The organism is Nodosilinea sp. AN01ver1 (genome assembly GCF_050565655.1).
Lineage (GTDB): Bacteria > Cyanobacteriota > Cyanobacteriia > Phormidesmidales > Phormidesmidaceae > Nodosilinea.
The window spans coordinates 132,200-150,259 of sequence record NZ_JBNXVS010000006.1; the positions used below are offsets into that span (position 1 = coordinate 132,200).

Sequence of the window (18,060 nt, forward strand, 5' to 3'; positions counted from 1 at the left end):
GCACGGGTTTCTTGAGAGGTGGGGCAATGGTGATTGGGTTTAAGCGTGGGCTTGGCTGGGCGATCGCAACTCTGGCCTTTACCGCCCAGCCGGGTTGGGCACTGCCGGGTCAGACGGTAAACCTCGCCGAGACGTGGATCCGCAACAATCCTACCCTCGAGCCTGGCCCCAACGAGCGTTTAACAATCAACCGCCTGGTGTCCCCTGGGCAGCGGTTCACCTTTCAGGCGTCGGTGTTTCCAGTCAGTGGTGTGGTGCCCAACCCCGATCGCCGCCAGATTCGCACCGAGCGCTTTAGTCTGGTCGACTACGCTAACCCCATTGACAGCGATCGCCTGGATGAATCGCTGCGGGCCATCTACGGTCAGGAGATTTTCAACGACTACCGTCAGGCCGAAATACTGCTGCGCTACCCGGAGCGGGGCCGCCGACCGGCACCAACCGATAACCCCAGCCTGTTTTTGCGGGGCGAAGTGCGCGAGGGGGAACGGTTTGCCTACTGGCAAGAGATTGCCTACGATCGCGCTGGAAATGCCTACCTGGGTCGTATGGCCGTATTTCTCAAAGCAGACCTACCGGCTTTACAGGCCCAGCTAGATCTTTGAAAGCGGCGAAACTGAAACTAGGTGTGGAGGCAGGTCGTTGCCAGGGGCAGCACCGCCGCTACTAGCCAGGCCAAGCGACTCAGTCCTGAAGTTTGGGTTTCAAACTCAGGGGCTGGGGCAAGCAGCGCATCGACCCGTTGTTCCAAGCGGCTGACTGACAGCGGTTCATTGAACCCCACACAGGCGTCCAGATCAGCCTCTAACTCTGGAGGCTGCATAGCCAGAGTCATCTGACGGGCCAGTTTCACTAACAACTCTGCCAGCAGGAGGCGATCGCTGCTGTTTGCGGCCTGCTGGTCGGCCCGAATTTCTCGCAGCAGCAGCAGGTCTTCCCACAGGGCCGTGGTGTTGGGTAGCCAGAAGGCAAAGCGCCGGAGCAGGCCCAGCCAGAAAAACCAGAACGGATCGTGATAGTCGGCGTGGGCCTGTTCGTGGGCCAGCACCGCCCGCTGCTCAGAGGGAGTGAGCTGGTCGAGCCAGCCCTGGCTGACCAGCAGCGACGATCGCCACAGCCCTACCTGGGCGGCTATAGGTACATCCGTAGGCACGCAGCGAGCCACCTCTCCCTGCGGCAGGGTGATGGTGGGGTACTGTCGCAGCCGCCAGTGCATCCAGAAGGCGCGGCCCAGCGAGTAAACCAGCACGCCGCCAAACCAGAACAGCACTCCCAGGCTGACCCAGCACCCCACTGGGCTAACCGACCAGCCCATCATGGTGCCGTGGTGCCCCATGGCAAGCACCGCCCCAGCGACCAGCACAATGGTCAGAGGCGGCAGGCAAAAGCGGCCCAGGGCAGATTCCCAGCGGACCTGCCAGGAGCGATAGGGCGATTGGCTCTGGCTACCGCGCCACTGCCACCGCCAGACCACCGCCAGCAAAATCGTGAGCAAAACCAGGCTGCTGTGCATTAGGCGTCCTCCTGCCGGTTGTTGCGCAGGGCGCGCAGACGTTCGGCGATCGCATCGAGCTGATCTAGCTCAGCGGTATCCAGACTGTCGGCAAAGGCGGCCACAATGTCGGGGCTGCCGATGGCCAAAAAGTTTTGCAGCTGCTGGTGAGCAGTAAGCAATTTGGCCTCCCGCTGAGAGACCGTAGGCTGCCACTGATACACCCGCCGCCGCAGGCCAGATTTTTCGTGGGTAACCCGCCGCAGCCACCCTTTTTTGGCTAGACGCTGAAGCACCGTCGTCACCGAAGCTTGCGCCAGGTCGCGATCGGGGTCGGCCAGAATGTGGTCGTGAATTTCCTTCACCGTGGCTCCGCCTTTAGCCCAGATGATGGCGAGAATTTCGGCCTCTAATGGGCCGAGAGAGAGCTGGTGCGGTCGATGGCGGGGAAGGGGAGACATCGATAGAGGCGGGACGAGAGTACGTTTTAGTTTAGGGGATGGGCAGGAATGCTGCCTAGACGATGGATTAGTGTTTCGTAATAGTTGACGAGCTGTCTTTTGATTGAAATGGCGTTTCCCCAGACAATTCTCAAAACAGGATTTTGGTGAGTAAACGGCAATGAAAAAAATTGCTTTGGCATTGGCAGCGGTGCTGAGTGCCTTTGCGCTCTGGATGCCCCCCACCCAGGCGGTTGATTTGGGGCAAGGCGAACAGATCTTTGGCAATAACTGTGCCGCTTGCCATATCGGTGGCGGCAACGTGGTAAATGGAGCCAAAACCCTAAAGCAGACCGATTTAGAAAAGTACGATATGGCCTCTATCGAGGCGATCGCAACCCAGGTGACTAACGGTAAAAACGCCATGCCCGCCTTCAAAGGGCGGCTGAGCAATGACGATATTGCCGATGTCGCGGCCTATGTGCTCAGTCAGGCTGAGCAGGGTTGGTAGGTTCAAGTTTCTTTCTCCAGTTCCTTTTGCCCTGCTTGTGCGTTGTAACTCTGCAAGCGGGGCTTTTATCGTCAGAGGTGGCTATGCATGGTTCTCGATTGATAGCAATTTGTTTAGGGCTGCTGCTTTCCCTGGGCTGGCCCAGTTTAGCTCAGGCCAAACCACTACCCGCTACGCCGAGCGCATCTGGCGATCGCTGTTTAATGGCCGTCCAAAAGGAGCGCTATAGCGACGCGATCGCCGCCTGCACCCAGGCGATCGATCGCGCTATCGATCCCCAGGCAGAAGCCGCTGACTACCGCCTCAGCCGGGGGCTGGCGTTCTACCGCAGCGGTCATTTTGCCGAGGCGATCGCCGACAACACCGAGGTTTTAGCCACCCACCCCAACGACTACCGGGCCTACTACAACCGGGGGCTAGTTCAGATTGCCCTGCACAGCTTTGCAGATGCGATCGCCGATTTTGACCAGGCAGTGGTGCTGGCCTCAGATTCAACGTCCTTGGCCAACATCTACGACGATCGCGGTCTGGCCAAGCTCATGGCCGCCCAGCCCCAGGCCGCTCTGCGCGACTTCGATCGGGCCCTGGCGATCGATAGCAGCGATACCAGGGCGCTGTTTAACCACGGCTGCGCCTGTCATCAGCTGGGTCGCCTCGGTGATGCCCTGGCCGACCTCAACCGGGTGCTGGCGCTAGAGCCAAACCACGCCCGCACCTACCTGAAACGGGGGGTGCTGCGGTATGGCTTAGGCGATCGCGCTGGCAGCCTAGCCGATCTTTACCAGGCCGCAGACTGTGCTCAAGCCCAGGGGCAACCCCACCTGCACCACTACATTCTCACCCTGCTCAATGAGTGGCAAACCCCCAGCACATCGCTGGGCTAGAGGGCTGAACCCAACAATTTCACTTTTATCGATTGAAGTACAAACGGATAGACCGATGCTATTTCATTCCACTACCAAAACGCTGCTCAAACCGACTCTGGCCCTGCTGACCCTGGCTCTGGCCCTCAGCGGTGGCCCTCTTGTCTCCCGGGCCGATATGGGGCATGGCCACACCTCCAATCCGGGTATGAGCGACAGCCATCACAGCACGCTCGAAATTCCAGCAGGGCAGCCCGTGCCAACGATTAATTTGGTCGCTTACCCCGACCCAGTGCAGGGCTGGAACCTGGAAATTCAGACCACCAACTTTAGCTTTGCCCCCGAGCAGGTCAACCAGGCCAATAGCCCAGGCGCAGGCCACGGCCATATCTACATCAATGGCGAAAAAGTGTCGCGCATTTACGGCCCCTGGCTGCATCTGCCTCAGTTGCCCAGCGGACGCAACGAAATTACCGTAGGTCTCAACACCAATAGCCACCAGGCCCTAACCCACAACGGCCAGAAAATCGAATCGACCGTCGTTGTCGATGTTCCCTAGTTCTCCATCTGCCCAACTACCTGCTCCAGCACCCAGGTCTTGAGCAAACTATTCACCTGGTCGGGCACCTCGTCGTGGGGGCAGTGGCCCGCCTGCAGATAGTGCTCCGTCAGCGAGGGATAGTGCTCGCGAAACTGGGCTCCCTTCTGGCGACAGTTCATCCAGGGGTCGCCTTCGCCCCAGAGCATCAGCAGGGGGCGGGTGAGCTTTTGCAGCAGCACGTCCACCTTTTCACCCTGGCGAGATTTAAACACCGAGGCAAATACCTTGGGGGCACCGGGGTCGAGGGCGGGGCGGCGGATGTCTTCGACCAGCTGGTCAGTGATCGCCGACTGGTCGAGGTAGACCTGCTTGAGGGTGCGGCGAATGGTGGCGGGCTGACGCACGTACTGAAACAGCAGCCAGCTCGGCAGCGGCTGTAGCATGATCGACTGAATCGCCTTGGCGATCGGGTTGGGCGGCGACGGCGGCGTTTGGGCCGGGGTAGAAAACGGCCCGGCGCTGTTGAGCAGCACCAGCCCAGCGGCTGACTCAGGATGGTTGGCAGCCACGCACAGCGACGCGTACCCGCCGAGGGAATTGCCCGCCAGCACCACCGGACGCCCAATCACCTCAGTAATGAACTCGTGCAGCTGGGCCTGCCACAGGTCGCCGCTATATTGCCAGTCGGGCTTGGCCGATCGCCCAAACCCCAGCAAATCAATCGCCCAGACCTGAAAATCGGCTTTGAGTCCCTCTATATTTTTGCGCCAGTGGTCGGTCGATGCGCCAAAGCCGTGGACCAGCAGCAGGGGCGGGCGATCATCCCGCGCCTCTCCGGCCATGACGTAGTGAATAGCCTGGTCGCGCCAGTACCAGTAGGTACCCTGGGCTGAACTAGGGGATGGACTGGCCGATTGAGGAGCAAAGGCGGTAGACATAGAACTGTAGCCAGCGACTCTGTGAACAAACGTAGGGGCTGCCATCAATCAGGTGCTAAACGCTGAAAAATCGAGGGTTACAGCCCCTAGCCTGTCTTTTGGGTCGGGCGTAGCAAGGCTTTATATACCGGGCTTTTGGCCACAATTGGTGACACGCCCTCACTAAAATGGTAGCGAATCTTAGCGGAGAAGGCTTGGTAAGGATGACAAAACGGCGAATACCAGGCATTGTTTCAGAGGAATGCTCTTAAGCCTGCTCCTATGGCCGCCCTATCTCGCCCCCGTCAGTCGTCGCGCCGTGAATTTTCTAAATTTGATGCCCGTCGCTCTAAATCGCTGTGGTTTGAGCGCCTGATGGCGACCGTGGCGTTACTTAACCTGGCGCTAGTAATTGGTGACCTCAGCTATATTCCCCTGCGAGATCAGTATCTGCGGCTGCTGCCCCGGGTGACCACCTGGTACGGTGAAACCTTCAAAGGCATTGAGCCACATCGATTTACGGCCAACTACCTGGAAACCGTAGACAAGTTTGAAGAACAGGTGGCTCAGACGGGTCTAACTTCGATACAGGCGCAGTCTATTTTGAGTGATTTGCAGCAGCAGAGCACCGCCATGATCGCCGAAAACCCGTTTCAGATTGCCAATCGCTCCGGCAATCTGGAACAGATTAAGAACAAAATGCGCGATCGCATTGGCGTTGAGTCATCGACCGATGCTTTCACCGACTTCTGGAGTGCAGATCACCTCAGTAGCGCGGGCTTTTCTGCTGAAATGGCGTTTTTCAGAAGCGAAATTCAGCCTCTGATTGAAACCAACTTCTTTCGGCGGATTGCGGTTCACGGCGGATTTGTAGACCTGTTTTGGCGCGTTGATATTTGGTTTAATCTGCTGTTTGGCCTGGAGCTGCTGGCCCGCAGCATCTACCTCGATCGCCGCTACAAAAACTTCACCTGGCAAGATGCCATTCTCTGGCGCTGGTACGACATTTTGCTCATTATTCCTTTTAGCGCGCTGCGGCTGCCCTGGCTAGCCCTGCTGCGCATTATTCCGGTCACAATTCGCGTCAACCAGTCCAATTTGATCAATCTAGAACCCTTTCAAAGCCGCATTAGCCGCTTTGTGATCAGCCACGTGGCGGTCGAAATTACTGAAATTGTGGTGCTGCGCATTATCGATCAGATGCAGTCGCTGGTGCGCGATGGCAGTGTGGCCGAGGCTCTGCTCGAACCCAAATCGCGCCGCTACATCGAAGTTGGCGGCGTTGACGAGCTAGAAGTCCTCACTCAGCGCATGGCGGCGCTGATGGTCTACAACGTGCTGCCCCAGGTCAAACCCGAAATCGATGCCTTGCTCAAGCACACCGTTACCCAGGCCTTCGATCGCGCCCCCGGCTATCAAGGGTTTCGGATGCTGCCCGGCATTGGCGATCTGCCCGACCAGGTGGCTCAGCGGGTGGTCGCTCAGCTTTCCGCCAATCTCTACGGCGTGCTCAAAGGCACCTTAGAAAATCAGTCGGGAGGTCAGCTGACCGAAGAACTGGTGCAAAAGCTAGTGGCTACGTTCAGGCTTCAGCTCAAAGAAAATGAAGATGTTGAAGAACTTGAAGCGCTGGTGGTGAATTTTCTCGAAGAATTCAAGCTCAACTACGTCAAGCGCCTGGCCGCCGCCGATGTCGATCGCCTGATTGAGGAGCGCTACCAAATCTACAATGTGACCCAGAGTAGCCCAGAGGGCAAGTCATAATTTAAAGCCCTTCTAAAGGGTTTATCTGTCTATCGATAGATAACTGAAGGTGCGATCTCTTCCTCGTCGGTATCCATCGGGGTAGAGGCTGAATTGATGTTGCAATTGTTACCTTGAATCATGTTCGAGGGTGCTCGTTCAAAAATTAAAAGGTTTATTCGCAATACATCATTTTCTTCTTTCATAGGAGGCCAATTACAGTATGGCTACTCGAAATACTGATCCCCGCAATCGGGATTTTGAAGCGTCAATTAACACTCGCCCCGTAACTAACGACGAAATTGCCTACCGCGATGGGTACGTTAGAGGTAAGTCTGCACAACAGCTTGAGCACGAGCGACGGCTAGCCGCTGAGGCCAGAATTCGCGAAGAAAATGCTCGTTTGCGAGAAGACAACGGTGTGTCTGCCGGTCTAATTCTCGGTTTGGCCCTGGCGGCCCTAGCCGCAGTCATAGGCGGCCTGATCTACGTTTACAGCGAAGAAAACCCCGTCCCAGGCACAGCGAACCCTACCCCTGAGGCCGTGAGCCCAGAGCCTGCCGACAACGAAACCACCATCATTGAGCGCACCGTCGAGCGCACTCAGGAAGTCATCCCGGCCCCCAGTTCGGCACAGCCGCCTGAGATCAATGTGGAATTGAACAATCCAGTGCAATCGCCGCCCCCGGCAGCACCAGTCCAACCTGAGGCCAGCGAGGCCCCAGCTACTCCAGCCCAGCCCGAGGCGGAGCCCAACCAGACCCCAGTCGAAACTCCCTAGAAACATAGATTAGAGAGCTATAGATAGCTGTCTTAGACAGCTGCATTTGCCAAGGCGGACGGAAATTGTTTTACACAGTTTTCCTTCGCCTTGCGTATCTACAGGCGTCTCGCTCGGGTAGATACATCAAGGAAATCCCTGGGGGGTTATGCAAAGGTTCGCTACTTTGCGACAGTGAAGCAAAGACGCAAGCGAAATTCTACCTATGGCTACTTACCTGATTACCGGCGCAAATCGCGGCATTGGTTACGAGTATTGCCGGCAGCTTCAGCAGCGGGGCGATCGCGCGATCGCGGTCTGCCGCCAGCCCTCCGATGAGCTAAACGCCCTGGGGATACAGACAGAGTCGGGCGTTGATATCACCGATGCAGCCTCGGTAGCCGACTTGGCTCAACGGCTTCAGGGCACGGCGCTAGATGTGTTGATCAATAACACTGGCATTCTTCACCGCGTCACCCTGGAAGATCTCGATTTTGACAGCATTCGTCAGCAGTTTGAAGTCAATGCGATCGGCCCGCTGCGAGTGACCAAAGCCCTCCTGCCCAACTTATCCAATGGTTCAAAGGTCGCCTTGATGACCAGCCGCATGGGCTCGATCGCCGACAACACCTCTGGCGGTTCCTACGGCTACCGCATGTCGAAGGTGGCGCTGTCGATGGCGGGCAAATCGCTGGCCCACGACCTCAAACCCAGGGGCATCGCCGTGGCGATTTTGCATCCAGGCCTGGTAGAAACCCGCATGACCGGCTTCACCAAAAGCGGCATTACCCCCGCCGAAGCCGTCCAAGGTCTACTGGCCCGCGTCGATGAGCTGACCCTGGAGAACTCTGGCACCTTCTGGCACTCAAACGGCGAGGTTCTGCCCTGGTAGGGGGCGTTTTCAATCTTTGATCCAGGGCTCCTCCCAGGGGCCGCCGCCGACTTCTAACCCCGCCTGGGCACTGCTCGCCGCCACAATTAGGTCCAAATTCTCCCCCTGCCGCCGCCACAGTTTGAGGCTGACATCCCCCAACGCCGTATCGCGGCAGCAGAAAATCATTCCCTGGCGGGTAGGAGCACGCAGCGGAATGCCGGGCAGGGCGGTGGTGCCCGTTACTTCAACGGCGTAGTTTGACCGATCGCAGCGCATGTACCAGTAGCCCCACGGGTCAATGTGCCAGGTAACCCGCGCATTCCAGGGCACAAACTCGTAAAACTGACCGCCGTAGTGAACGCCCACCATAGCGACCGACTCCATCCAGCCCAGCACCTGACGGCGACCGCCTCCAGCAGTCAGGGCCAGGTCGGCCACGCCATCAAAGGCGTTGCAGTTGACCCAAAACCACTTTTGCGGAAACGATCGCCCCCAATTTTTTTCACTGTAGGCCGGGGCGTTGGTAAACTCGTGCCGCTTTCCCTGCCACTCAATCCACCCTGTAGAGTAGCCGTGGGCCATCAAAATTTGCCAACCGGGTTCAAAAATGGGCAGGCTAGAGAGAAAACCAGCGGTAGACTGCTGAGACTGCCCCGTACTGGCCCAGCCGTACGCTGGCTCAGTGTGATACTGCCAGGCCACAGAACCGACAACCGGATCATTCAAATACCCCTGGTGTAGCGTAGCCGTCACCTGATACCCCTCGGCAACGTACCGCCTAAACTCTGACGTCGACAGCAGCCGCAGACTGGTTTGGGGTTTGCTTCGCCAGTGCCCCAGCCCCAACCCCTCCTTCCAGGCCCAAAACTGCGATACATCGGGAAAAGTGCGGCAAAAGTAGCCGTCGTCGGGGCCAAGAATTTGGGCCGTGCCGCCGCTGTTGGGCTGCCCCCCAGCCGGGTCTTCAATGGAGTACATAAAGGCGAAGGTTTGCCCCGTCTGCGGCAGCGTGACGCGAAAGTACCAGCCTTCGAAAAAGCGATCGGCCCGGCCATCCCAGTGGTAGCCGCTGTGAGGAGTTTGGAGGGGGTGGATCATAGAGGGGTGAGGAAGGTGAGGGCGTGAGGGAGGTGGGGAGTGGATAGGTGGATGAATAGATAGGTAGGCGTGTGGATGAGATAAGTGGGGCTTTAGGGTTCAGTGCTGCCGATAGATTGATTTACAGAACATAGGTTTAAACCGATGATCTGCTAGTCCTTTCCGTTGGGTCCAGGGCGGCGGAACGGCCCTGGTCGAAGGGGGTCTGGGGCCATTTCGCTGGCCCCAGCAGCAGATTTGGTTTCTAACCGACCACCCATGGCAGCCTAGGATCTCTGCTACCTAAAGCAGCTATATCTCCAAAAAGATTCTTATTCTTCTACCCAGCGCGGCACGTATTGCCAGCCGTTGCGAATGTCATCGCGGTACTGCTGGTGTCCGGGCTGCTTCTCTTCAACCAGCTGCCAGAAGGCAGCGGAATGGTTCATATGCACCGTGTGGCACAGCTCGTGGACAAAGACGTAGTGAACCAGTTCGGGGGGCAAAAACAGCAGCTTGTAGTTCAGGCTAATATTTTTGCTGGACGAACAGCTAGCCCAGCGGGTTTTTTGCCCCCGAATAGAAATGCGGTCAAAGGGCAGGTTGAGCACAAAACTCAGTTCGCGCAGCCAGGGGGCAAATTCGGCTCGGGCCTTACGGCTGAGCCACTGGCGCAGCAGATCGGTACAGGCGGCGCTATTGTCGATAGGGCCGCGCAGCAGCAGGGTTTGGGGGCCGCTCTGGGTCATGGCCAGGGTGCGGGTGGAAGCAGGTTGATAGCTGACGTCCCAGGTCTGGTGGCGCGATCGCACCTCAATCTGGCCAGGTTTCTCCTCAAAATGCTCGTCAGCTAGGGTTGCTGTTTGGTGGGCCAGGCGCAGCTGCGATCGCCAGAGCCAGTCGCGCCGCCGATGCAGCAGCTCGGGCACCTGAGCATGGTCAAACCCGTTGGGAACAACCACCTCAATCTGGCCGTTGAGGTGCACCTTGATCGAGACGTGGCGAGCGCGGCTGCTTTCCCGAATCCGGTAATCGGGCAGCGCCACCGGGTCAGCAGCAAAAAGCTGGAGCTGTTCGGATATTTCAGCCATAGGGCAGCAGGAGACGGCACTCTATCTGATCTAGATAGCCTGTTCTATCCTACGTTGCTCTAGAAAAGAGAGCAAAAATTGCTGGTGGGGCGGCCCAATGGGACGATCTTCAGCAGCGCGGGGAGAATAGCGCTGACCCCGGCGAATGTCCTCAACGCTACACAGGCCTAAGTCCAGCCCCTCCGTCAGCACCAGGCTCTCAACCGGCACTACCAGCGGCCCGTGGTAAACATGACGCACTACAGTTTCCGATTCCGATCGCTGAAACAGCGCTAGCTGGGGCGCGTCGTAGCCAATTTCTTCCCGCAGTTCCCGATAGACTGCCACATCAGGCGATTCTCCTGGCTCTAGGTGTCCGCCAAAGAAAGCCCAGTGGCCCGGCCAGGCAATGGTGGGAATGTCGTCACGCAGCTGTAAGAGGTAGCGATCGCCCCGGTAAAGAATGGCGATCGCCACCTCAGGTTTTGAAGTCATAGTACGAGGTCGTCACAATAGGGCTGGTCCCACGCTGCCGAATGTTCCACCCAAGACTGCGCTGCACCTTACAGCGACAGGGTGAGAGCAACTTCTTGCTGACAGCGGCTGAGTGGAGAAAGCATACCCGGCAGCGTGCCCGTCCGCCATAGCGAGCCTTACAACCCAGGATGATTTTGGGGCTCAAGTCCGAGGCACTGCACAAGCGCATGGGCAAGAACGTGAGATTAAGGGAATGTAACGAAAAGAACGTAACAGTTAGAGCTAGCCTCAAGCCCCTCGCTACCGCCCCGATCCCCGCCCTTCACAGATGGGCGCAGCGTTATTGATCTTTACCGCGATCGGGCTGCCGCTAGCGTCAATAGTCCTGGTCATGGTGGATGCCTCCTAATGGTCGTACCCTCAGCTACAGCCTCAAAGCCCACCATTTCGCAAACTTCAAGCCCTTCACAACCCGCCAAAGATCAAGCATTGGGCGTTGATAATTAACATTAATTAACAAAAAGAGGGCCGAACCGCCATTTTGGAGATATCGACCCGGCTGTTTATTGAGTTTTGTTAATAGAAGCCTGATTCAGAGATCAATTTTGTGATCAGAGCATTTCTGGAAGCTTTATGGATCAAGGGGTTCCGCAGATTGAATTATTGTTAACCGCCGTCAAAAAGCGTCAAATTGCGAGACTATAATGCTCAAGAGCAATCACCGCCTAAGTATCGGTTGTGCCTAAAAGCGATCGCGCATCTGGGTACAGTTTTAGCCAAGGCGATTGATTCTCGATTTGCTTTTGTCTAGAGAGAGGAGAGTCTCCATGACAACTACCCCGCGCGAGCGGGAGGCGAAAGCCAAAGTCATCGTTGATAAGGATCCAGTACCTACTTCTTTTGAGAGGTGGGGCAAGCCGGGTCACTTTGATCGGACTTTGGCTAAGGGACCCAAAACCACCACCTGGATTTGGAACCTTCACGCCGACGCTCACGATTTTGATAGTCATACCAGTGATTTAGAAGACATTTCGCGCAAAATCTTTAGCGCTCACTTCGGTCACTTAGCCGTCATCTTTATTTGGCTCAGCGGCATGTACTTCCATGGCGCTAAGTTTTCAAACTACGAAGCCTGGATGACCAACCCCACGGGCATCAAGCCCAGCGCTCAGGTGGTCTGGCCGATCTTCGGTCAAGAGATCCTGAATGCCGACGTGGGCGGTGGCTTCCACGGTATTCAAATTACGTCTGGTTTATTCCAGCTGTGGCGCGCTGCGGGCTTCACCAATGGCTTCCAGCTCTACGTCACCGCCATTGGGGCGCTGGTAATGGCTGGCCTGATGCTGTTTGCCGGCTGGTTCCACTACCACAAGCGGGCTCCCAAGCTGGAGTGGTTCCAAAACGTGGAATCAATGATGAACCACCACCTGGCAGGCCTACTCGGTCTGGGCTGCCTGAGCTGGGCCGGGCACCAAATCCACGTGGCGCTGCCTGTTAACAAAATGCTGGATGCTGGCGTGGCACCGCAGGATATTCCCCTGCCCCACGAGTTCATCCTTAACAAAGCCTTGATGGCTGACCTCTACCCCAGCTTTGCTGAGGGGTTGAAGCCCTTCTTTACGCTCAACTGGGGCGTGTACGCTGACTTTTTGACCTTCAAAGGTGGTCTCAACCCCGTGACTGGCGGCCTCTGGCTGTCGGATACGGCTCACCACCACCTGGCGCTCGCCGTGCTCTTTATTGTTGCCGGTCACATGTACCGCACCAACTGGGGCATCGGCCACAGCATGAAGGAGATTCTGGACAACCACCAGGGCGACCCACTGCTGTTTGGCGGTCGCGGTCACCAGGGCCTGTTCGAAGACCTGACCACCTCCTGGCACGCTCAGCTGGCGGTCAACCTGGCCATCCTTGGCTCTCTCACGATCATCGTGGCGCACCACATGTACGCCATGCCGCCCTATCCGTACATCGCCACCGATTACCCCACCCAGCTGTCGCTGTTTACCCACCACATGTGGATTGGCGGCTTCCTGATTGTGGGGGCCGGTGCCCACGCCGCCATCTTTATGGTGCGTGACTACGACCCGGCAGTGAATAGAGACAATGCGCTAGACCGCATGCTGCGCTCGCGCGATGCGATCATCTCGCACCTGAACTGGGTGTGTATCTTCCTGGGCTTCCACAGCTTTGGTCTGTACATCCACAACGACACCATGCGGGCCCTGGGTCGTCCCCAGGACATGTTCTCGGATACGGCGATTCAGCTACAGCCGATCTTTGCCCAGTGGGTGCAGGGCTTTCACGCCGCTGCCGCTGGCAATACCGCGCCCAACGCGCTGGCTAGCGTCAGCCCCGTCTTCGGTGGTGCTGGGGTAGCTGTGGCCGGCAAAGTGGCGATGATGCCCATGGCCCTCGGCACCGCCGACTTCATGGTGCACCACATCCACGCCTTCACCATCCACGTGACGGCACTGATCCTGCTCAAGGGCGTACTGTTTGCTCGCAGTTCCAGGCTGATTCCCGACAAAGGCGAACTGGGCTTCCGGTTCCCCTGTGACGGTCCCGGTCGGGGCGGCACCTGTCAGGTTTCCGGTTGGGACCACGTGTTCCTCGGCCTGTTCTGGATGTACAACTCGATCTCGATTGTGATTTTCCACTTCAGCTGGAAGATGCAGTCAGACATCTGGGGCACGGTCAGCCCCGATGGCACGGTGAGTCACATCACGGGCGGCAACTTTGCGGCCAGTGCCATCACGATTAACGGCTGGTTGCGCGACTTCCTCTGGGCGCAGGCCTCGCAGGTGATTGGCTCCTACGGCTCGGCGCTGTCGGCCTACGGGTTGATGTTCTTGGGTGCGCACTTTGTCTGGGCCTTTAGCCTGATGTTCTTGTTCAGCGGTCGCGGCTACTGGCAAGAGCTGATTGAGTCCATCGTCTGGGCGCACAGCAAGCTGAAGGTGGCTCCTGCCATTCAGCCTCGGGCGCTGAGCATCACTCAGGGCCGAGCTGTGGGTGTGGCCCACTACCTCCTTGGCGGTATTGCCACGACCTGGGCCTTCTTCCTGGCTCGAATTATCGCGGTGGGCTAGGTTTCTCGTCATGGAATCTCCTGGGGGCGCTTCGAGCGCCAGCTCTGCGCCCCTACCAACCGCACTCATGACTCAAATGTCGTACTAGAATCCGTTTTGATTCATGGCAACTAAATTCCCTAAATTTAGCCAGGACCTGGCTGCCGATCCGACCACCAGGCGGATCTGGTACGGGATTGCTACCGCCCACGACTTTGAAAGCCACGACGGCATGACGGAGGAAAATCTTTACCAAAAGATTTTCGCCTCCCACTTTGGCCACCTGGCAATCATCTTCCTGTGGACGTCGGGCAACCTGTTCCACGTCGCCTGGCAAGGCAACTTTGAACAGTGGATCAAAGATCCGCTCAACGTTAAACCGATCGCTCACGCAATTTGGGATCCCCACTTTGGTCAACCTGCGGTAGATGCCTTCTCCCAGGCCGGGTCTTCGACCCCAGTGAACATCGCTTTCTCGGGCGTTTATCACTGGTGGTACACCATCGGTATGCGTACTAACAACGACCTCTATACGGGCGCTGTTTTCCTGCTGATTCTGTCGGCGGTCTTCCTGTTCGCGGGCTGGCTGCACCTGCAGCCCAAGTTTCGCCCCAGCCTGTCCTGGTTCAAAAACGCCGAGTCTCGCCTCAACCACCACCTGGCTGGTCTGTTTGGGGTTAGCTCGCTGGCTTGGACCGGTCACCTGGTACACGTGGCTATCCCCGAGTCTCGCGGTGTCCACGTGGGTTGGGACAACTTCCTCTCGATGAAGCCCCACCCTGAAGGTTTGATGCCCTTCTTCACCGGTAACTGGGGAGTCTATGCCCAGAACCCCGATACCTCTAGCCATATCTTTGGTACGGCGACCGGGTCTGGTTCTGCGATTCTGACCTTCCTGGGTGGCTTCCATCCTCAGACCGAGTCTCTCTGGCTGACGGACATGGCCCACCACCACCTGGCGATCGCGGTGATCTTCATCATCGCCGGGCACATGTACCGCACCAACTTTGGCATTGGCCACAGCATCAAGGAAATCTTGAATGCTCACAAACCCCCTGCTGGCGGTTTGGGTGAGGGCCACAAGGGTCTCTACGACACCTTGAACAACTCGCTGCACTTCCAGCTAGCTCTGGCTCTGGCTTCATTGGGCGTGGTCACTTCCCTGGTAGCGCAGCACATGTACGCGCTGCCCCCCTACGCCTTCATGGCTAAGGACTACACCACCCAGGCGGCTCTCTATACCCACCATCAGTACATCGCTGGCTTCATCATGGTGGGGGCCTTTGCCCACGGTGCGATCTTCTTGGTGCGTGATTACGACCCCGTTGCTAACAAGAACAACGTCCTCGATCGCGTTCTGCAGCATAAAGAAGCGATTATCTCTCACCTGAGCTGGGTATCGCTGTTCCTGGGCTTCCACACCCTGGGTCTGTACGTACACAACGACGTGGTGGTTGCCTTTGGCACCCCCGAAAAGCAGATCCTGGTTGAGCCTGTGTTTGCTCAGTGGGTGCAGGCCGCCTCGGGCAAAGTGCTCTACGGCTTCGATACCCTGTTGTCGAACCCCGACAGCGTGACCCAAACCGCCAATGCCGTTTGGCTACCCGGCTGGTTTGAGGCCATCAACAGCAACGCCAACTCGCTGTTTCTGACCATTGGCCCTGGCGACTTCCTGGTTCACCATGCGATCGCCCTGGGTCTGCACACCACCACCTTGATCTTAGTCAAGGGTGCGCTGGATGCCCGTGGCTCGAAGCTGATGCCCGACAAGAAAGACTTCGGCTACAGCTTCCCCTGCGACGGCCCCGGTCGGGGTGGCACCTGCGACATCTCCGCGTGGGATTCGTTCTACCTGGCGATGTTCTGGATGCTGAACACCATTGGCTGGGTCACCTTCTACTGGCACTGGAAGCATCTCAGCATCTGGAGCGGCAACGTCGCCCAGTTCAATGAGTCGTCGAACTACCTGATGGGCTGGCTACGGGACTACCTGTGGCTGAACTCGTCGCAGCTGATCAACGGCTACAACCCCTACGGCATGAATAACCTCGCCGTCTGGGCCTGGATGTTCCTTTTTGGACACCTGGTTTGGGCCACCGGCTTCATGTTCCTGATCTCCTGGCGGGGCTACTGGCAAGAGCTGATTGAAACTCTAGTCTGGGCCCACGAGCGCACTCCCCTGGCGAACCTGGTTCGCTGGAAGGACAAGCCCGTTGCCATGTCGATCATTCAGGGTCGAGTGGTGGGTCTGGCTCACTTTACCGTGGGTTACATCCTCACCTACGCCGCCTTCCTGATAGCTTCAACATCAAGCCGCTTTGGCTAGGTTGGGTTAGTTAGGTAAGCCCTTAAACCTCCCCAGTGGTCTTCACTGGGGAGGTTTGTTTTATGTTGTGGTATGCCCTCAATCCAACTCTTGGCGAGGCTATGATGGTTAGAAGCCTAGCTCTAGGCCATCTTGATGCACTTAATCTCAATTCGTAAGCTTCGGAGTGATGTAGCTAAATATCCTGACGTAAAGCAGGTGATTGAAGCCTGGTATAGCGTAGCTAAGAAGGCTTGTTGGGAGAACCTCGAAGATGTCAGAAAAATCTATCGAGATGCTGAAGCCGTTGGCAACTTCACTGTCTTTAACATCAAGGGAAATAAATACCGTTTAATTGTTGGAATTGACTATGGCAGCCAGACTATTTTCTACAAATATCTTTTGACTCACGCTGACTACGACAAGGATAAGTGGAAAAATGACCCTTACTTTTGATCGAGCCATCTATACTGACTTGCTATCCCAGTTCACTCCAAAAATTATCGAAACTGAGGAGGAATATGAGCAAACTCTAGACGTCGTAGAGTCGTTGGCTTTCAACCAAAGTAGAACGGTTGAACAAACGGCCCTGTATAAGCTACTAGTTTTGCTAGTAGAAGCCTATGAGGCAGAACATTACGCTATGTCAGAGGCATCGCCGATAGAGGTTCTCAACCATATTTTGGAAGCTAGTAATACCAAATCAGCTGATCTAGTGGGTCTGATTGGTTCTAGCAGCGTTGTGCAAGAAATTGTGAATGGCACAAGAGCTATTAGTGAAGCAGAAGCAAAAATTTTATCTGATCGCTTCAAAGTTTCACCCAGTCTATTTATCGAGTGAATAGAACTTTACAAAGCGTAAGAGAACTAAAACTGTTATGAGCACGGACTAGAATTACCTTCTTTGCCGCCTCAACTAAGTAAGTAGGTTTGATTATCTATAAGACGCATTTCAACCTCACCCTCTGCTCAATCCGGTGCTGAGCAGAGGGTTGAGCAGAGTCGTTTTGCTCCGCAACGCTATCGCGGACACAAAGTGTGTCCCGAAGGGAAAAAAGTCGGCAATTTAAGCTGGGTTTAATTTAGCTCTTCCACTTAGCAAAAAAAGTCGGCGTAGGCGCTGCGGGTGTGACTCACTTGTGGACCCTGGCCGTAGGCGCGCTGAATGTTGTCGAAGGTCATAACGGCAGCGGGGGTGTCGTTGGCGAGCAGGCGGCGGTTGAGCAGCAGCAGGCGATCGTAGCGGTGCAGCGCGTCGCCCCACTCGTGGTTGCAAACTACCAAAGTTTTGCCCTCGGCCTGTAGTTCGGCAAAAATGCCCAGCATGAGGGCTTCAGTTTTTTTGTCGATGCCGGTGAAAGGTTCATCTAAAAGGAGCAGATCGGCTCCCTGGGCCAGGGCACGGGCCAGAAACACGCGCTGCTGCTGGCCACCCGAGAGTTGACCGATAGGGCGATCGCACAGGTGCAGCATATCCACCCGCTCTAGAGCTACGGTAACCCGCTGTTTGGCGGATTGACTGGGCTGGCGACACCAACCTGCCAGGGCAGACTGAGCCATCATCGCTACTTGACCGGCAGTAATGGGGTAGTCCCAGTCGATGCGCGATCGCTGGGGTACGTAGGCGATCGCCTGCCGCCGCCGCCGCAGCGGCACCCCCTGAAATAGCACCTGCCCTCGGCTGGGCACCAGCCCCAGCATGGCCTGCATGAGGGTGCTCTTGCCTGCCCCGTTGGGGCCAATCAACCCCACCAGTTCCCCCGCCCCTACCGACAGCGAAACATCCTCCAGGGCTACAACGCCCCGGTAGTTGACAGACAGGTTTTGAACCTCTAGCATGGCACCCATAAAATGATAACCATTATCACTATCATAGTAGTCGAGTTATTCATTTCTGGCCATTGCTAGGAGGAAAGGGC

General features: G+C 56.8%; 18 protein-coding genes. 11 read left to right on the top strand and 7 right to left on the bottom strand.

The features are described 5' to 3' along the window. Positions 1–26: 26 nt before the first annotated feature. Positions 27–605 (top strand): hypothetical protein, encoded by a 579-nt coding sequence (locus ACQ4N7_RS07750; protein ID WP_430711038.1) that lies wholly within the window; start codon positions 27–29, stop codon positions 603–605. Between the two features lie 17 nt (positions 606–622). Here ACQ4N7_RS07750 and ACQ4N7_RS07755 read toward each other — a convergent pair whose 3' ends face one another. After that, positions 623–1,513, bottom strand: coding sequence for a M56 family metallopeptidase (locus tag ACQ4N7_RS07755; RefSeq protein ID WP_430711039.1), 891 nt, complete (start codon positions 1,511–1,513; stop codon positions 623–625). Continuing rightward, a complete protein-coding gene (locus tag ACQ4N7_RS07760; RefSeq protein WP_430711040.1) occupies positions 1,513–1,953 on the bottom strand; it encodes a BlaI/MecI/CopY family transcriptional regulator in 441 nt (146 codons plus the stop codon). The genes ACQ4N7_RS07755 and ACQ4N7_RS07760 overlap by 1 nt, the downstream gene beginning before the upstream one ends. A gap of 160 nt (positions 1,954–2,113) precedes the next feature. Between ACQ4N7_RS07760 and petJ the strand changes: the two genes are divergently transcribed. From petJ to ACQ4N7_RS07775, 3 genes are all read left to right on the top strand, one after another. Then, positions 2,114–2,443, top strand: a complete 330-nt coding sequence (gene petJ / locus ACQ4N7_RS07765; protein WP_430711041.1) for a cytochrome c6 PetJ — start codon at positions 2,114–2,116, stop codon at positions 2,441–2,443. A gap of 83 nt (positions 2,444–2,526) precedes the next feature. Then, on the top strand, positions 2,527–3,327 hold the full coding sequence (locus ACQ4N7_RS07770) for a tetratricopeptide repeat protein (RefSeq protein ID WP_430711042.1): 801 nt from the start codon (positions 2,527–2,529) through the stop codon (positions 3,325–3,327). Between the two features lie 55 nt (positions 3,328–3,382). Next, the gene (locus ACQ4N7_RS07775) at positions 3,383–3,865 is read left to right on the top strand and encodes a hypothetical protein (RefSeq protein ID WP_430711043.1); all 483 of its coding nucleotides are present in this window, start codon (positions 3,383–3,385) and stop codon (positions 3,863–3,865) included. Here ACQ4N7_RS07775 and ACQ4N7_RS07780 read toward each other — a convergent pair. Continuing rightward, positions 3,862–4,785, bottom strand: coding sequence for an alpha/beta fold hydrolase (locus tag ACQ4N7_RS07780; protein ID WP_430711044.1), 924 nt, complete (start codon positions 4,783–4,785; stop codon positions 3,862–3,864). The two genes, ACQ4N7_RS07775 and ACQ4N7_RS07780, sit on opposite strands and share 4 nt — an antisense overlap. 261 nt (positions 4,786–5,046) lie before the next feature. Here ACQ4N7_RS07780 and ACQ4N7_RS07785 point away from each other — a divergent pair, with 261 nt between their 5' ends. The 3 genes from ACQ4N7_RS07785 (at position 5,047) to ACQ4N7_RS07795 (ending at position 8,159) form a co-directional block, all read left to right on the top strand. After that, positions 5,047–6,528 carry a hypothetical protein gene (locus tag ACQ4N7_RS07785; RefSeq protein WP_430711045.1) on the top strand — a complete coding sequence of 494 codons (1,482 nt, stop codon included), beginning with the start codon at positions 5,047–5,049 and terminating at the stop codon, positions 6,526–6,528. Between the two features lie 202 nt (positions 6,529–6,730). After that, on the top strand, positions 6,731–7,288 hold the full coding sequence (locus tag ACQ4N7_RS07790; protein WP_430711046.1) for a hypothetical protein: 558 nt from the start codon (positions 6,731–6,733) through the stop codon (positions 7,286–7,288). A gap of 205 nt (positions 7,289–7,493) precedes the next feature. Further along, on the top strand, positions 7,494–8,159 hold the full coding sequence (locus ACQ4N7_RS07795; protein WP_430711047.1) for an SDR family oxidoreductase: 666 nt from the start codon (positions 7,494–7,496) through the stop codon (positions 8,157–8,159). Positions 8,160–8,168: 9 nt separating this feature from the next. Here the strand turns inward: ACQ4N7_RS07795 and ACQ4N7_RS07800 are convergent, their stop codons facing one another. The 3 genes from ACQ4N7_RS07800 to ACQ4N7_RS07810 form a co-directional block, all read right to left on the bottom strand. Further along, the gene (locus ACQ4N7_RS07800; protein ID WP_430711048.1) at positions 8,169–9,239 is read right to left on the bottom strand and encodes a tocopherol cyclase family protein; all 1,071 of its coding nucleotides are present in this window, start codon (positions 9,237–9,239) and stop codon (positions 8,169–8,171) included. Positions 9,240–9,550: 311 nt separating this feature from the next. Continuing rightward, positions 9,551–10,309 (bottom strand): M48 family metallopeptidase, encoded by a 759-nt coding sequence (locus ACQ4N7_RS07805; RefSeq protein WP_430711049.1) that lies wholly within the window; start codon positions 10,307–10,309, stop codon positions 9,551–9,553. 30 nt (positions 10,310–10,339) lie between these two features. Next, a complete protein-coding gene (locus tag ACQ4N7_RS07810; protein ID WP_430711050.1) occupies positions 10,340–10,783 on the bottom strand; it encodes an NUDIX hydrolase in 444 nt (147 codons plus the stop codon). A gap of 809 nt (positions 10,784–11,592) precedes the next feature. Between ACQ4N7_RS07810 and psaA the strand changes: the two genes are divergently transcribed. The 4 genes from psaA (at position 11,593) to ACQ4N7_RS07830 (ending at position 16,982) form a co-directional block, all read left to right on the top strand. Beyond that, entirely contained in the window at positions 11,593–13,857 is a 2,265-nt protein-coding gene (gene psaA, locus ACQ4N7_RS07815) for a photosystem I core protein PsaA (RefSeq protein ID WP_430711051.1), read from the top strand. 103 nt (positions 13,858–13,960) lie between these two features. Then, positions 13,961–16,162: a photosystem I core protein PsaB gene (psaB, locus tag ACQ4N7_RS07820; RefSeq protein WP_430711052.1), complete on the top strand. Its 2,202-nt coding sequence runs from the start codon at positions 13,961–13,963 to the stop codon at positions 16,160–16,162. Between the two features lie 135 nt (positions 16,163–16,297). Further along, positions 16,298–16,597, top strand: coding sequence for a type II toxin-antitoxin system HigB family toxin (locus ACQ4N7_RS07825; RefSeq protein WP_430711053.1), 300 nt, complete (start codon positions 16,298–16,300; stop codon positions 16,595–16,597). Further along, positions 16,581–16,982 carry a helix-turn-helix domain-containing protein gene (locus tag ACQ4N7_RS07830; RefSeq protein WP_430711054.1) on the top strand — a complete coding sequence of 134 codons (402 nt, stop codon included), beginning with the start codon at positions 16,581–16,583 and terminating at the stop codon, positions 16,980–16,982. Before ACQ4N7_RS07825 ends, ACQ4N7_RS07830 begins: the two co-directional genes overlap by 17 nt. A gap of 254 nt (positions 16,983–17,236) precedes the next feature. Here ACQ4N7_RS07830 and ACQ4N7_RS07835 read toward each other — a convergent pair whose 3' ends face one another. Continuing rightward, complete coding sequence (locus ACQ4N7_RS07835) at positions 17,237–17,980, bottom strand: metal ABC transporter ATP-binding protein (RefSeq protein WP_430711055.1); 744 nt, start codon at positions 17,978–17,980, stop codon at positions 17,237–17,239. Positions 17,981–18,060 lie beyond the last annotated feature (80 nt).